This window comes from Limnoraphis robusta CS-951 (assembly GCF_000972705.2).
This window is the reverse complement of sequence record NZ_LATL02000302.1, coordinates 1-16489: the sequence shown is the minus strand read 5'-3', so window position 1 is coordinate 16489 and position 16489 is coordinate 1. Positions and strand designations below refer to the sequence as shown.

The following is a 16489-nucleotide window of genomic DNA, read 5'->3' as shown; positions in this document are numbered from 1 at the left end:
ATTCAACCAGTTGAAAAACCCAGCATCTAATCGATGCAATGAACCTTGAAAACTTAAGGTACGGGGTTCTTGCCAGGAATGCTTTGGCAAGATAAAACCTTAAAGCACCAAGTACAGAGAATCAAGCATTTTTTTCTCAAGTACGGTAGGGCATACCGAAACTATCTCTGAAATGAGATGAACGACTGGGGAGACTCACCCCTCTGGAGTTGATTGGGAAACCAGTTGGCTGTAAGGGTTGTCAATGAATCAGTAATCCAAAGCCGTGAGGCTTGGAGAATCCCCTTTCTTTAGAAATGGGGAGTATGTCAATTCTGTTTATAACTTTAAACTACAAACCCCCGCCTAGAGAGTTCTGAAGCGGGGGTAGCAAAAATAATTGCTTTTTGGTTTATTGTGGTACGGCATTCTCCTGTGCGTACCTCCCGCTTTGTTTATGTTTGTCTGGCTCTGCATTAATCAGCAGACCTTCAGGTTTTAAAAGATGATTCACCCGTTTAAAGGATTCTCGATAGATTCCATAACCACGATCATACTGACCCTCTTGTATTGCGATCGCCGGAGAAACGCATTGTAAGAGAGTTCCCCAACTGCCAAAGAAGTTGGGAGCAAAGATGCCATTGATACTCCCCAGCCCTAAAGGGACGGGGATTCTTGAACAGCCCAAATCCGGACTTTCAAAGGCGCAATCAAAGCACCCCTACTGACTCCATCGAGATTGAAACCCAATTTCGCCGCTACTTTTCTCAAAATATTCGCCGCACCATTGCAGTCGGCATTAATTTTGAAGCCATCCTTAGACCGATACAGCCCACGCTTAACACGCTTCCCAGACTCTTTCCACCATAAGGGTTTTGCACCGAATGTAGGTAGTTCATCAAGGTCTAGGAAACTAGCTTTACTGGTGTACGATTCTTCGGTTTCGACGAACTGAATGCCGTACTGCTCACACAGTTGAGCGATGCGGTCTTTCAGTCTGGCAGTCGGGATCTGAACAAACTTTTGATTTGTCTTACTGCCAAGATTGATTTCTTGCCGTTGCTCTTTGTTCCAGCCGAATACTATTGTGCCGATTCGATGCTCAATGCAATGATTCAGTACAATTCGAGCCGCTTTGTTAACGGCATCTCGCACCTGCCTATTCCTCTTTTCAGTTATCCCGGATAGCTGCTTTGACCAAAATCCTTGAGGCTGACCCTCTTTCAGCACAGATACTCGCTTGTTGTACCACTGATTCAGGGATTTGAGATGCAACCCATCAACTGCGAATGATGTTCCGATGTTGCTCACGCAGGTGATCCAATTATTCAATCCCGGATCAATTCCTAAAACATTAGCCGCATCAACATCAGATTGCACAGATTCAACCTTGTAGACCAATTCAAGGTAAAACGCGCCGTTTCGAGGCAGGATTCGATACTCACGAATCGCCTTGAATTCTAGGTTTGACGGCATTGGCAAATAGAAAGCATCCAACCCAAACCATGCTTTAACCTGTCTGCCAAGCGGAAAGCGCAACCCCTTTGGCTTCAGTTTCACGTCGGCACCGGGGAACGTGACCAAATTCAATCCTGGCTTGCGATAGTTTGGCAACTTTGGTCGTTGATTGACAGTACCTTTTTTAATACCCTTTAAAAGCCCCAAATAGGACTTAAACGATTCTGCTACAGTTGTTAGGCATTGCTGCGACACATGAGAATACATCGCCTGAAAATGCTCGTTGCCTTTCAATTCTCGATGCAAATCAAACTTGCTAGGAATCTTGCCAGTCTTGAAGTACAACTGACGAGAAAGATAAACACCACAGTTATGCAGCTTATTTGATTCACCGCAGAGAAATTCAAGAATCCCCCGTATTGATGAGTCTGCATTGAGCAGGATTTGCTGACATCCAAACATTATTTTACCTCCTGATGATATTATACAGCTTGCAGCTATCTAACACAATATGGAATTCAAATCAAACAACAATATTGTTTACAACTGCCAGTACCACGTTGTTTGGTGCGTTAAATACCGTCGCAAAGTCCTGATAGGAGACGTTGAGGCTAGGCTGAAAGAAATCTTGGCTCAAGTAGTCGTTGATGTGAGGTGTGAGCTTTATGAGATGGAGACAGACAAAGACCACGTTCACTTGTTGATTAGTTGCGACCCACAGTTTGGTATTCACAGAGTAGTAAAAAGGATGAAAGGTCGGAGTTCCAAGCTATTACGCGATGAATTCCCCGCGCTAAAATCTCGAATCCCTACTCTTTGGACAAATTCATACTTTGTGGCGACGGTGGGAGGTGCGCCGTTGGCAGTGATCAAGCAATACATTAAAGACCAACAATTGGTATAGTTGCTTCCTCCTGTTGGTCGGTCGCATCGCTATCCTTCCCCATGCCTGAAGGCAGGGGCTTGCCGCGCTTTCTGGTCAATCGGGTCAGGGATAATGTCACGAGAAAGCTATACCTCCATTGCAGCTATTTTGAATCTGACTTTGTTTATACTACACTAAGTATTACAGCACTGTCTACCTTTTTGGAGGAAAAAATCATGTATACCTTACCTCGGACTTCAACCACTGACATGGAAGTAACCAGCATCCGTTTGGAGCGGGAACTGAAGGAGAGATTAAAAGATCTTGCCAAAAACCAAGGCTATCAAGCGTTAATTCGAGACATTTTATGGAATTATGTTCAACAAAAATCGGGCGAGTATCGACCTCAGTTTTCCCGAGAGGATATTCGAGCCATTTTATCGGCGACAGCACAACAGGAGGAACGTTGCGTCCTCACAGGCCAAATCATTCGACCACAAGAACCGATGTTATTAGGGTTTACGAGTAATGGAGATCTGGTGCCTTTGAGTCTAGATAGTTTGAATGATTAACTCGACTTCCGCCACATTCTAGGCGATGTTCTAAGAGTTTTGTGTGATACTCCCCGTAGAAAGATCGTTAGTCAGGACTTCTACGGGGACTTTAATTGAGGCTTTTACAGTTATAGCGCTACTTGAATCGGGAACAGGGAACAGGGAACAGGGAACAGCGCAAACTTGCGGCGGGCGCGGTTTCCGGCAGAAGCACAGTTTGCAAGAGAGGGAACAGTAGACGGTGAAGGGGTTTTAGGATTTAGAAATGTCCTAATGTATTCGCTTACTGCTATATGCCCTGATCACTGATTGATGTTTACTGTTAAATTCAGTAGGGAAAGGGTCTGAGTATTTTTTGGGGAAATTGACATGAGGCTTCCTCGTAATTGGAGTAACGTATTACAAAGTATTCAACCAAAAATAAAGCAAAAACTTAAAAGTTTTAAAGGAAAACTCAATCGTTTTTTTAGAAAATCAATTGTTGACTTAACCCTTGCCTTATTAATCGTGATCTCGGTGGGATTAACTCTCGTTGCCTTGTCTCAACCGAATGCTTTTCCCTCAACCGGAAAAATCGAAACAATTCAACAAATTATTACAGCAATTTTTGCTCTTGAGTTAGGATTACGTTGGCTCGCCGCTACTTCTAAACAGCGTTTTTTTCGCTCCTATTGGCTCGATCTGATCGCCCTATTACCGCTTTTGCAATTTGTGGGAATGCCTGCGGTTCTGCAATTATTAAGATTATTGCGGGCTTTGCGATTATTTAGCCTGATCATTCATTATACTAATATGTTACCGTTAAACCTTAAACGGCGTACTCCTGAATATTTTCTAATTTTTGAGCTATTGTTGCTCACCGTTTTATTTGGGAGTATGATCATTTTTGGTTTTGAAAGAGGAAATAATCCCGAAATCGAAACCTTAGAAGAAGCCCTTTGGTATAGTATCTATTCTCTCTTTTCCGGTGAACCTGTCCTCAGTCCGATCAAGTCTTTAGGCGGACGAATTATGACGGTTTGTTTGATGTTGATGCACATGACTTTGTTTGTTGTATTTACCGGAACCGTCTCAGCATTTATGGTGGATAAACTTCGCAATGAAAATACGCTTATGGAACTCGATCAATTAAGTGATCATACCATTATTTGTGGTTGGAATCGCAAAGCAGAAATTATTGTCCGAGAATACAAAGCCGCCGGAAAGACTAAAGATACACCTGTTGTTGTGATTGCGTTTGTCGATGATGAACATACGATTATCGATCCAGATTTAAGATCGATTGTGCGGTTTCTTGATGATGATTTTACTAAAGTTACCGTTTTAGAAAAAGCAGGCATTCGTCGAGCCAATACTTGCATTATTCTCTCCGATAAAAGTCATGGACGCAGTGAACAAGATGCAGACGCTCGGACAATTTTAGCGGCTTTAACGGCTGAAAAACTCAATCCCAGTGTTTATACTTGTGCCGAATTGATTAATCGTGAATATGCTTCTCATCTGGCACTGGGAAATGTGAATGCTTATGTTGTTAGTCAAGAACATAGTGCATTTTTACTCGCTCAAGTGGCTCTCAATCATGGATTAATGGAAGTTTTTGGAGAACTTTTGAGTTATCAAGGTGGCAATCATTTTTATCGAATTCCCTTAAAACCTGAATGGGTTGATCACACTTTTTTAGAGTTATTTATTCATCTAAAACAAGTTCACAATGCGATTTTAATTGCAGTTGATGAAGCCAATGGAGGATATTGTGTCAATCCGAATCATTATACGTTTAAACAAGATGATCAAATTATTTTGATTGCTAGCCATGATGTTCAGTTTTGACATCTTTAGCTGAGAGAACCAACTCAAAGGATAAACGTTTCAATTAAAAACTACAAAATGATTTAACTTTCTCGACGATCATCCTTGCAGACAATTTGCTACATTAATTGTAGAGTTGGGTAAAATTTGCTATGTCTGACTTGAATCGTGGAATTATGAAGTTTCAGGGAGCCGACAGCCCCGTTGTGGTGTTGGTTTCCTCTATCCTTGTCTTGGGAGGAGTCGGTTTTCTCGTCGTTTGGGCGCTTCAAACCGCTTATTCCTTCTAAAACTCCAAAATTCAGAATATACAACCGCAAGGAAAATCAACAATAGAGGGAAACTCATCCCTCACCCGAAGATGTGATCGCGATCGCATCTTTATTTTTTCAAAGAAATGTAGTATAATTGTAATCTGTTGTCGTATGGTGCATATCAACCGGACTTATGGCTACCTTTCGGGATATCTGCAACTATTATCGGCAGTATTTGCCATTGTCGATCCTCAGCATTGGTGCCGCCTGTGTGTTTGAACTTCTCGATCTGGTGGTTCCCTATGCAATTGGTCAAATTTTAAACGTTTTATCCAATCAACCCCTTGATCGCCTCATGCAAACTATCGTGAGTGCGATCGCCAATTTGACAGGAAACCCCGTTAACAGTCAACTCTCTCTGATTGTACTGTCGAGTTTAATTTTTGTGGTAACAGTTGCCAAAGCCCCGGTTCAACCCTGGTTAGGGGTTTGGTTTCATTGGGTCATTGCGTTAAAAGCACGGCGAGATTATCATCGTCTTGCCATTCGGAAAATTTTAACCCTTCCCCTAGAATTTTACGATGAAAATAACCCTGGACGGGTTGCCAGTCGTGTTGCAAAAGGCATTGCCAGCCAAACTTGGACATACCCGGAAATAGCAGGTCAACTGATTCCGAAATTGGTGAGAGTTTTGGGGATTTTTGTTGTCCTTTGGATCATTCAGTGGCGTATTGCCTTACTGTTTTTAACATCTTTTATTGTCATTTTAGGCTTGACCCTAAAAACCCTCAAACATCTAATAGATCAAGAGGAAGTTCTAGATCGTCACGAAGAAAACACTGAAAGCCGCAACTCTGAGATTATCACCAATATTAAAACGGTGAAAGCCTTTGCGACAGAAGCCCAAGAATTAAAGCGACAAAGCACTCGTTTAGAACGAGAATTATTCATGGTGATTCATCGCATTCACAGAGGCTATGTCATACTCGGCACCTATCAAACGACCATTGTTCAATGTTGTTTGTTTGCGGTGTTAGGGTTTATGTTAGCGGCCACTGTAGGCGGAAAAATTTCTCTGGGTTATTTTGTGACTGCTTACACCTTAGCGAGTATGGCTTATTCAGAACTCACGCCGATTACTCAACTCGCTGAAGTTTTTGCCCGTCGTTATGCTTCGATGCTGCGTTTTCACGAATTTCTACAACTCCCAGAAGGTCAAGATGGTGTTGTTCTAAGCGTTAACCCAAACGAACAATCTACACCCAATTATCAGTTTACTGGAAAAGTAGAATTTTCTGACTTGAGTTTTGGTTACAGTCCTGAAAAACCGGTTTTGCAGGATATCAACTTGCTAATTGAACCCTATAAAACTGTTGCCTTAGTCGGACGTTCGGGTTCGGGAAAATCAACTTTAGTCAAGTTACTCTTTCGGTATTTTGAACCCAGTGAAGGGAAAGTTTTGATTGATGGGGAAGATATTCGCAGCTTGAATGTTACCGGATATCGTCAACGGTTAGCAATTGTTCATCAAGAAGTAGATGTATTCAACGGAACCCTGTTAGATAATCTCACCTATGGGAATCCCAAAGCCACTTTTGAGGAAGTCCAAGACGCTTGTCGTATTGCCCGAGCGGATGAATTTATCACTCATTTACCCCAGGGATATTATACTATTGTCGGGGAACGAGGCGTGCGTTTATCAGGGGGTCAAAAACAGCGTCTCGGAATTGCTCGGGCATTGTTAGTCAATCCTGATGTGTTAGTGTTTGATGAAGCGACATCTAGCCTTGATTATGAATCAGAACGAGCGATTCAGTTGGCGATGCACAATATTTTGGGAACTCGAACGACGATTATTATTGCTCACCGTCTGAGTACGATTCGAGAAGCTGACAAAATTGTGGTGTTAGACCAAGGTAAAATCGTTGAAGTGGGAACCCATGAGGAATTGTTGAACCAACAGGGAATTTACCGACGTTTACATTTGCTACAAGAAACGGGGGAATTGTTTAACTGATAACCCGCTTTTTCCATGATGCTCTAAAATCAAAACAGTTATCTATACCCTGTTCTGTTGTGATTGCAGCACCCTCTCTCGAATACCTGATCGTCGTTTCTGAAACCACGCCTTTGCTGGGAAACGTTTGGCTTGATGGGATAGTGTTAGCTTTGATGCTAGCACTTTCAGCTTTTTTCTCCGGTTCAGAAACAGCGATTACTTCCTTGGATAACCTCAAACTGCGGGTATTAATCAAGGAACAAGGCGATCCTAATGGAATGTATAGCCTGGTTTTAGAGAATCGAGCTAGATTTATTACCACGCTTTTAGTTGGGAATAATCTGGTGAATAATTTTTCCGCAATTCTCACCAGTAACCTGTTTGCATTGTGGTTAGGAAATGCGGGTTTGGGAATTGCGACTGCGGTGGTGACGTTTCTGTTGCTGATTTTTGGGGAAATTACCCCGAAATCTCTGGCGATTAGCAATGCGTTACAGATTTTTAAGGGGATTGTGCGACCGATTTATTTCCTTTCGATTATACTGGCTCCGGTTATTTATTTATTTGAAGCGATCGCTCAAAGCGTAATTCGTTTGTTTAATCGGGGTGCGACTCAACCCAGTATGTCCGTACAGGAATTGCGCCTGATGATTGAGGTTTTGGGGGGTCGAGGTCAACTAGACTGGCAAAAACATCAACTGTTGAATAAAGCGTTGATGATGGATTATTTGATGGCGCGAGAAGTGGTTAAACCGCGCATTGAGATGCGAACCATTTCTCACGAGGCGACAATTCAAGACGTTATTGATTTGTGTTTGGAAACCGGATATTCGCGGATTCCGGTTCAAGGTGAGTCGAAAGATGAAATTGTCGGGATTGTTCACCTCAAACGAGCGTTACAGTTATTGCGATCGCACGAACATGATACCTCGCAGTTGGTCACGGAAGCCATGAGTCCCCCCGTTTATGTTCCTGAAACCAAACGAGTCGGAGATTTGCTCAAGGAAATGTTACAACAGCGCATTCACATGACGATTGTTGTTGATGAGTATGGCGGGACTGTGGGATTGGTGACGTTGGAGGATATTTTAGAGGAGTTGGTTGGCGAAATTTACGATGAGAGTGATTTTCCCAGTCGCACGACTCGAGTGAGATCTTCGGCAGCTTCGGCTACTTCTACTCTCAGCAAACGCACTAAAACACCTCAGAAACCCTCGCCAACTCCGAGATCTGCTTCTCGCCCGCGATCGCCTTCTTCTGAAAACCCCAATTCTTAGCTCAACTTTTTTTCTAAAATGCTTGCTTTTTCAGAAAAATCCTGCTACATTGATTTATTGTAGAATAAATGGGTCGATGCCCGAGTGGTTAATGGGGGCGGACTGTAAATCCGCTGGCTACGCCTACGCTGGTTCAAATCCAGCTCGGCCCACCTCAAATTTCTAATTAATGCCCGTGTGGCTCAGTGGTAGAGCACACCCTTGGTAAGGGTGAGGTCACGAGTTCAATCCTCGTCACGGGCTTTTTTGATAGACTTCGGAAAACCCTTATTGTATAACGTCTTTAGTAATAAAACCAAGTTAGGTTTATTACGGTCAAAACCATTGAGATTCTGCAAATATCGACAAATCCGCAAGTGAAAACCTTGTCCCTTAAGTGTTTTTTTTATGAAGTTAATGCGGACGAAAGGACTTGAACCTTCACACCTTGCGGTACTAGAACCTAAATCTAGCGCGTCTACCAATTCCGCCACGTCCGCTTATTCCTAGCATTCTATTATAGCATAAGTCGTCGGGGAAAAGTCAAGTTAATCGTGAAGACAAGGGAACAGGTTCCGGCGGATCTGGGAACCGTAAGGAATTGAGCAAGATTTACAGTTGTTGACACAGCTTGGTTGATTTATGTCCGACTACTTAGATTAATCAATAAAATCCAATAAATTTGAGGAATTCGGGAAAAACATCAGTCCCTCAACCTCAGCCCGAGAAATGCGATCGCCTCAAATCTTGGAAAAATGGATCAAGTTTAAGCTAAATCCCTAAAAAATCAAGAGAGATTTTACAAACCCTTTACATTCCACCCGGATTATTTTACATAAGTATCTTGTATTAGTCATTTGAACCGCATAAGCTCATTTCTATTGTTTGATAAAATCCTTGAAAGTTTCAAAAAAACCTCTAAACTTTACCCAGTCACTGCTATCGCTTGGATAGCGTTCATCGGTCTAATTAAGCTATTGACAAACCTCTCTATGTAAGAGGCTAATATATGCTGAAAAATTTACAATCAGGGTCGAGCAATCAAGCTCGAATTTGTATTCTCGGGGGTGGGTTTGCGGGGTTATACACAGCTTTGTACTTAGATCGTCTATTTAGATCTAAAGCGAACAAACCCGAAATTATTTTAATTGATCAAAAAGATCGCTTCCTGTTTACTCCCTTTCTCTATGAATTAATCACAGGAGAACTTCAAACTTGGGAAGTTGCGCCTCCCTTTCAAAAATTATTAATAGACACTGAGGTGCAATTTCATCAAGGAACGATCCAAGGGGTTGATTTAGAAAGACATCAAATTCAACTGCAAGATAGCCCTGCTTTATTCTACGATTATTTAGTTCTCGCTGTTGGAAGACGAACCTATTCTGATGTTCCAGGTGTCTCGACTCATGCTTATGCTTTCCGAACCCTAAGTGATGCAATACGTTTGCAAGAGAAACTACACATTCTCGAAAATTCTAACTTATCTAAAATTAGAGTTGGAATTCTCGGTGGCGGAGCAAATGCAGTTGAATTAGCAGGGAAATTAGTAGATCGTTTAGGAGAACGAGGCGAGATTTCTTTAATTGTTCGAGGTCAAAAAATCCTCAAAAACTTTTCTACCTGTTGCCAAAATGTGGCGTATAAATCCCTAATTAATCGGGGTGTTCAGATCAAGTTTCAAACCCAAGTTCAGGCGGTAGGTGAAAATTCTATTAATATAATTCAGGGAAGTCAAACCTATACTGTTCCTGTGGATTTAGTGATTGGAACCATTGGAACTCAAGCCAGAGAATGGCTACATCTTCTCTCATGTCAACATAATAGTCAAGGACAGCTACTAACTCAACCGACACTGCAACTGATTGATTTTCCTGAAGTCTTTGCTTTAGGTGATTTAGCAGATATACGCGATCGCAAAGGTCAACAAGTTCCAACAACGGCTCAAGCCGCATTTCAACAAGCAAATTGTGCGGCTAAAAATCTCAAAGCAGCAATTGATAAAAAACCCTTACGAGCGTTTCATTATTTACATTTAGGACAGATGTTAACGTTAGGAGTTCACGCTGCAACTGTCTCTAGTTTTGGAATAGAACTGAAAGGATTTCTCGCTCGTTTGACTCGAAAAGCTGTTTATATCTTGCTCAGAATGCCGACAATTGATCATCGTTATCAAGTTGTTCGTTATCGATTAAAACGATTAGCTTTAAAAAGTGTTCAGCAATTTATCCAAGGGTTTAAACAAGGAGTTTATCGATTCAAAAAAGCATTCTCATTTTTTCTTTAGTTCAGTCGTGATTCAAGTTTTTTAACGGAAACAAGCATTAATATCAGGGAAAAACAATGAAAACCACACTTTCCATAAATCTCGAAAACAGAGCAAAACAGCTCATCTCTCCGTTGATCCTGATCTGCTTAATTTTGCAAGCAGGGGCTGCGGTTAGATTTTTTTGCTTAGGGCAGATCTTTTCTTTTTTACCTGCTGCTGTTAATGTAGGTTGTGATCCGCTACTTTATCCTTTTTTATCCTATGCAATGTATAGCAGTGCAAAGTATGAAGGAGAAACCGTCAAAAAGTATACTTTAGTTGGTAAATTAACCGATGGAACAGAAGGAGTTTTCAATCATAAATCACTGGGAATGAAAGATTATAAGTTTAAAACTTATACAGCAAATATACAAAAGGATGAGCAGACATTATCTGAATTTATCAAACTGTATGAAGCTAAAAATGGAAAGCAGATTCAGGAACTATTGTTAAACGTGGACAGTTATAAAATTACCAAAGACGGTATTAAAAGCCTTCCTGAAACCGTCACAAAAACTATATTTCAAAAATAGCCTGGATCAAAAACATGGAAATACAAAAACGTCAACATTCAATCTTAGAAATCTGGAATAATTACTGGTTTCGTCCAGCTCCCTTGTTTAATCTGGCTATTTGTCGGATTATTTTTGTCACCTTTCAACTCATCTATATTCTCAAACCAGACTATTTCAATAATATCTTGAATCGAGCCTCATGGCCAGATGCTGTTTATACTCCTTTACCTTTTGTTCAATTACTAACTTTACCCTTTGGCTGGAGTGAACCGCCACCCGATATTTTTCTATTTGCGATTTACTGGATTACCGTAGGAACAGGGCTTTTTGCTTTACTCGGTTTCAAAACCAACTTGAGTTTAATCCCCTTCTCACTCGGCTGTCTTTGGATGCAAAAATATCTCTATTCTTTTGGAAAATATCATCATCCTGAAGCTTTAATGATGATGGCTTTATTTGTGCTTGCACTCAGTCCATCTGGTCGAGTTTTATCGATTGATGACATCGGAAAACGGATTCAATTTAACCTGAAAAAACGAAAGTTTGAAACCTTCAATATTGTAGAGGAAAATAGCAGTTTTGCTCGCTGGCCGTTACTGTTTGTGCAGTGGATGTTTGCATTGGTTTATCTGAGTGCTGGACTAGCTAAACTCACGAATGATGGATTAGATTGGTTCAATGGATATACACTGCAATACTATTTGCTAACAGATGGTTTGCGCTGGGGAAGTGATTTAGGAGTCTGGCTCGCACATAATCATACAATGGCGGTGCTATCTTCATTGATGGCGGTTGGGTTTGAAGCCACTTTCTTTCTCGTGCTGATTTTTCCACAACTTGTCTGGATTTATATTCCTTTAGGAGCATCTCTTCACATCGGCATTTATTTAGCCCAGAGAGCGCCTTTTTTCCAGTTTATTGCACTTTATGCGGTGTTTATTCCTTGGGCTTCTATTGTTCAAAAATTCACGACTCGTCCCTGGTCTTCCGCCTCAAATCAGAAACCGGAAATTCTCTATGATGGTCTATGTCCTCTGTGTATTCGCTCAATGACAGTATTGTGTTATTTTGATTGGTTTAATCGTCTAATTTACAGTGATTTAGAACAACGATGGAAAACGATAGCTGAGACTCATCCACAGATTTCCTTGCAAGCTTGTCTAGAGGAAATGCACTTAATTTTACCGAATGGAGCGGTCAAAAAGGGATTTTTTGCCTTTCGAGAAATTTTGCGGTATATTCCGATTTTATGGCCGTTACAACTGGTTCTCTATCTTCCAGGTTCATCGAATTTTGGCCCCAAAATCTACAAGTTTGTCGCATCTAGAAGAAAACGCTTTAATCAATGTAGTTTTGAAACTTGCTCGATAGATTCTCAGAAGTAAGTTCACTCAAATCTAAGGTGTTCGTGAGATTTTGCAAAAAAATAAGGACTGGGTTAACTGCCCAGTCCCTTAAAAATACCCTCAAGTCTTTCTTGTCGATAAGGAACAAACAAACGCATTCATTCTGGATTGATTATCACATCGACAAACCCAATTGCACCACTGTCTAAAGATAGAGTTTTCGATTTTGCCCTTTCTATCGCAAGTCAGAGGTGCTGTCGGAAACGGCTAACGGACAGAGAAATCAGTTGAAATCAGTTGTAATAGTTCTTTACGTTCCGGTTTTCCAATAGCAGACAAGCTTTCCAAACACTTCGCCTCAGCAACAAAAGTAATCAGTAACCAAGAATGAGACAATATCATCTTGTAATTGAGTAGTATTAGATCCTGAAAAAATTAATAGCGATCTACTGAGTCTGAACACCATGGAACAACATCAGAAGTCAACGGTCGTAATTACCGGAGCCTCGTCAGGAGTGGGTTTACAAGCCGCAAATGCCTTAGCTAAAAAGGGCTGGTATGTGGTGATGGCTTGTCGGAATGTAGAGAAAACGGAAAAAGCCGCTCAGTCCGTTGGAATTCCCGCCGACAGCTATACTATCATGCCTCTCGACTTAGCCTCCCTAGAGAGTGTTCGCCAGTTTGTCAAGACATTTCGGGAAAGCGGAAAGTCTCTCGATGCTTTAGTCTGTAATGCGGCGGTTTATCTCCCCTTAGAGAAGGAACCGTTACGAAGTGCAGATGGCTATGAATTAAGTGTGGCGACGAACCACCTGGGACATTTTCTGCTGTGTAACCTGATGTTAGAGGATTTGAAGCATTCAGGCACTTCCCAACCCCGACTGATTATATTAGGAACTGTAACCGCAAACCCCAAAGAATTAGGCGGAAAAATTCCCATTCCTGCACCTCCCGACTTAGGAAATCTGCAAGGATTAGAAGCCGGATTTAAAGCCCCGATTACGATGATTGATGGTAAAAAGTTTAAATCGGGTAAAGCCTACAAAGATAGTAAACTCTGCAATGTTTTAACGATGCGGGAGTTGCATCGTCGTTATCACGAATCGACGGGAATTGTGTTTAGTTCTCTGTATCCCGGTTGTGTCGCGACAACAGCTTTGTTCAGAAATCATTATCCACTGTTTCAGAAGATTTTTCCTTGGTTCCAAAAAAATATAACAGGCGGATTTGTCTCCGAAGAACTCGCAGGTGAACGGGTGGCGATGGTTGTAGCTGACCCCGAATACAACAAATCTGGTGTTTATTGGAGTTGGGGAAATCGACAAAAAGAAGGTCGCCAGTCTTTTGTTCAAGAGGTATCCAATGAAGCCCTCGACGATAGTAAAGCCGAACGGTTGTGGGAACTAAGTGCTAAATTAGTTGGACTGGCATAACTTGTGTGTATAGAGTTTTTGCAGCCGATTTGGGATAGGTAGATTCGCCATTCTATCAATCGATAAAGTGCAATTCAACCCGCCCTTACGGATGAAAACTCTTATAGAAAACGCATTTTTTCTCTGTTTTAGAGTTTGATGATTTTTTAGATCGTGTTTCAATTACACCGATTTTAGCATAAATTTTCACAGGCTCAGGCTACACAGTTTGAGCCTTTTATCTGTAATAATCCCACAGTTGTCAAAAATACAATTGCTCCTAACGGGGTTTACCATTGAGGAGATGATTCTAATAGCTGAGTTGCATTTTCCACATCCAATGGTTTTGCGAATAAATAACCTTGACCAAAATCACAATTGAGTTCTTTTAACTGGTTTAATTGTTCTTCTGTTTCAACCCCTTCCGCGACAACATTCATCCCCATGTGATGAGCAATATTAATAATAACAGGTACTAACCCCAGTTTTTCAGCAGTTCCATTTAAACGTCCTGTAAAAGATTTATCAATTTTCAAGGTATCAATCGAAAAACAATCAAGATAACTCAGAGAAGAATAACCCGTCCCAAAATCATCTAAACAAATATGAATGTGCCGCTCACGAAGTTGTTCTAAAACATTTTGTGCTTTTTGTTGATTTTCCATAATCGCACTTTCTGTAATCTCAAACTTTAGATATTGAGAGTCTAGAGACGTTTTTTCTAAAATTTTGTCAATTTGCGAAATCAAATCTATTTGAGAAAATTGACGCGCAGATAAATTGACATTAATTGTAATTTCTGCCCCCGCCAAACCGTTCATTTGCCAGGTTTTCAGTTGTTGACAAGTTTGTTCTAATATCCAATAACCAATCGGAATAATTAAACCTGTTTCTTCGGCTATCGGAATAAATTCAGCAGGTGAAATAAAACCCAGATTTGAATGTATCCAGCGTGCTAAAGCTTCAAACCCCATCAATTTCCCCGTCTTTAAATCAATAATCGGCTGATAATTGAGTTTCAATTCATTGAGAGAAATCGCTTTCCGTAAATCCGTTTCAATTTGCAGCGTTTGCACCGCTTTATGATACATTGCCGGGTCAAACACTTGATAGCGATTTCCCTGTTTTTTAGCCCGATACATCGCTGCATCTGCGTCTCGGAGAATATGCTCAGGTTGAGTATAACTACTATTACTCAAAGCAATACCAATACTCGCATTCACATAAACATCATATTTTCGCAGCTTGAAAGGACAAGATAAAGTTTCAATTACTTTTTCAGCAACCCCTACTGCTGGCGTAATATCTGCAACTTGAGTCAGGAGAATCGCAAATTCATCGCCGCCTAACCGTGCTAATATATTAACCTCGGGTAAAGCCTCTGCTAATCGATGAGCCACCGCCGTTAATAACTGATCACCAACCGAATGACCGAGAGAATCATTAACCACTTTGAAGCGATCGCAATCAATATACAGCAATCCAAACTTATAAGAAGAATCAGCTTGAGCTTGTTTGAGTGCCTCTTGTAATCGATCTATAAATAAGGCTCGATTAGGTAGACCTGTTAACTCATCGTGAAACGCCATTTTAGTCAATTTAGCATGAACTTCCTCCAATTGATGAGTCCGTTCTTTAACTTGTTGTTCAAGTTCCGCATTCAGTAGAGAAATTTTTTGATTCACCGCTTGTAAGGCGAGATGATGTTGTACCCGAGCTAAAACTTCTTGAGATTGAAACGGTTTGCTAATATAATCTACAGCCCCGACTGTAAACGCTTTCACCTTATCAAAAACATCATCAAGCGCACTCAAAAAAATAACCGGAACATCAGCCGTTTCGGGATTAGCTTTCAAACGAGAACAGACCTCATAACCATCGAGATCTGACATCATAATATCCAACAGAATCAACTGAGGCAACTTCGCCTGAACCGCTTGTAACGCCATTGTACCGTTAATCGCTTGACGAACCTCATATCCTTTGCGACTGAGTAATCTTGACAAAAGCCGCAGGTTGGCAGGTTGATCGTCAACAATGAGAATATCAGAATTGTCGATGGGAAGGGTTTGTTGATCCATCTTGGGCAAAAAGGAAACTGGGTAGTTGACAACCTAAAACTAAAAACAATTAAAAATACACATTAAACTTGATACTCTCTAAATTCTCCATCACTCCCCAACAGACAGTAATTTCAGGCTAGACTTACATCATATCTAGTAAACTACCCATCGCCAACGCAAAGCTTTTGGCAGAGGCTCTATCCCTAACCCACCCCATCAGGAAACAACAAAAGTTGCCCCTCTAATTGACAAGAATAGGTCGAGATTTCAGGCTGATTTACAACAGCCCCTAACTGAGCAATATTCAACGCTCCATTAACGTCAGCGTCATGTTTAAAACCACAGAAACCACATTTAAACACTTTTCCCTGACGGTAAGACTTTCCCGGTTCGGGGTGGATGTGGTGGCATATCGAACAAGTTTGGCTGGTGTACCTTGGAGCAACCAAAATCACGTCAACTCCGGCAATACGGGCTTTGTACTCGGTAAACAAGCGCAACTGATAGAAAGCCCATCGGTTGATTTCGGTGAGGGTTTTCTTTCTAACTTTTGTTCTCAATCGGATACAGGACAAGTCCTCAAAAGCGATTGCAGAATTAAGCTGTTGAGCAACTTCAACAAGCTGTTTGCTGATGTTGTGATTGACCCATTTTTGAAACCTCGATTCCTTCCC

General features: G+C 41.2%; 13 protein-coding genes and 3 tRNA genes. 12 read left to right on the top strand and 4 right to left on the bottom strand.

The annotated features are described in order from the left end of the window. Positions 1-636: 636 nt before the first annotated feature. Positions 637-1899, bottom strand: a complete 1263-nt coding sequence (locus WN50_RS25540; protein WP_046278397.1) for an RNA-guided endonuclease InsQ/TnpB family protein — start codon at positions 1897-1899, stop codon at positions 637-639. Positions 1900-1948: 49 nt separating this feature from the next. Here WN50_RS25540 and tnpA point away from each other — a divergent pair, with 49 nt between their 5' ends. The 8 genes from tnpA to WN50_RS25505 all read left to right on the top strand — a co-directional run bounded on the left by tnpA (position 1949) and on the right by WN50_RS25505 (position 8438). Next, positions 1949-2341: an IS200/IS605 family transposase gene (gene tnpA / locus WN50_RS25535; RefSeq protein ID WP_046278398.1), complete on the top strand. Its 393-nt coding sequence runs from the start codon at positions 1949-1951 to the stop codon at positions 2339-2341. A gap of 197 nt (positions 2342-2538) precedes the next feature. Further along, the gene (locus WN50_RS25530; protein WP_046278399.1) at positions 2539-2874 is read left to right on the top strand and encodes a ribbon-helix-helix domain-containing protein; all 336 of its coding nucleotides are present in this window, start codon (positions 2539-2541) and stop codon (positions 2872-2874) included. A gap of 351 nt (positions 2875-3225) precedes the next feature. Further along, positions 3226-4686: an ion transporter gene (locus WN50_RS25525; RefSeq protein ID WP_046278400.1), complete on the top strand. Its 1461-nt coding sequence runs from the start codon at positions 3226-3228 to the stop codon at positions 4684-4686. Between the two features lie 131 nt (positions 4687-4817). Next, positions 4818-4955 (top strand): hypothetical protein, encoded by a 138-nt coding sequence (locus tag WN50_RS35510; RefSeq protein WP_200906355.1) that lies wholly within the window; start codon positions 4818-4820, stop codon positions 4953-4955. Positions 4956-5112: 157 nt separating this feature from the next. Beyond that, the gene (locus WN50_RS25520; protein ID WP_046278401.1) at positions 5113-6936 is read left to right on the top strand and encodes an ABC transporter ATP-binding protein; all 1824 of its coding nucleotides are present in this window, start codon (positions 5113-5115) and stop codon (positions 6934-6936) included. Between the two features lie 155 nt (positions 6937-7091). Continuing rightward, the gene (locus WN50_RS25515) at positions 7092-8195 is read left to right on the top strand and encodes a hemolysin family protein (protein WP_425354841.1); all 1104 of its coding nucleotides are present in this window, start codon (positions 7092-7094) and stop codon (positions 8193-8195) included. 70 nt (positions 8196-8265) lie between these two features. After that, a tRNA-Tyr gene (locus tag WN50_RS25510) sits at positions 8266-8347 on the top strand. Between the two features lie 19 nt (positions 8348-8366). Next, positions 8367-8438: transfer RNA gene (locus WN50_RS25505), tRNA-Thr, on the top strand. A gap of 154 nt (positions 8439-8592) precedes the next feature. Here WN50_RS25505 and WN50_RS25500 read toward each other — a convergent pair. Then, positions 8593-8674, bottom strand: a tRNA-Leu gene (locus WN50_RS25500). 509 nt (positions 8675-9183) lie between these two features. On the opposite strand from WN50_RS25500, the gene WN50_RS25495 reads away from it, so the two are divergent. The 4 genes from WN50_RS25495 to WN50_RS25480 all read left to right on the top strand — a co-directional run bounded on the left by WN50_RS25495 (position 9184) and on the right by WN50_RS25480 (position 13773). Continuing rightward, positions 9184-10458: an NAD(P)/FAD-dependent oxidoreductase gene (locus tag WN50_RS25495; RefSeq protein ID WP_046278403.1), complete on the top strand. Its 1275-nt coding sequence runs from the start codon at positions 9184-9186 to the stop codon at positions 10456-10458. Positions 10459-10514: 56 nt separating this feature from the next. Continuing rightward, positions 10515-11012 (top strand): hypothetical protein, encoded by a 498-nt coding sequence (locus WN50_RS25490; RefSeq protein ID WP_046278404.1) that lies wholly within the window; start codon positions 10515-10517, stop codon positions 11010-11012. A 14-nt stretch (positions 11013-11026) separates the two neighbouring features. Further along, positions 11027-12379, top strand: a complete 1353-nt coding sequence (locus WN50_RS25485) for a DCC1-like thiol-disulfide oxidoreductase family protein (protein WP_049561187.1) — start codon at positions 11027-11029, stop codon at positions 12377-12379. A gap of 425 nt (positions 12380-12804) precedes the next feature. Continuing rightward, entirely contained in the window at positions 12805-13773 is a 969-nt protein-coding gene (locus WN50_RS25480) for a protochlorophyllide reductase (RefSeq protein ID WP_046278405.1), read from the top strand. Between the two features lie 269 nt (positions 13774-14042). Here WN50_RS25480 and WN50_RS25475 read toward each other — a convergent pair whose 3' ends face one another. Beyond that, positions 14043-15833 (bottom strand): two-component system response regulator, encoded by a 1791-nt coding sequence (locus WN50_RS25475; protein WP_049561186.1) that lies wholly within the window; start codon positions 15831-15833, stop codon positions 14043-14045. A 185-nt stretch (positions 15834-16018) separates the two neighbouring features. Continuing rightward, positions 16019-16489, bottom strand: a 471-nt coding sequence (locus WN50_RS25470) for an RNA-guided endonuclease InsQ/TnpB family protein (protein WP_049561183.1), incomplete at its 5' end; no start/stop codon positions are given.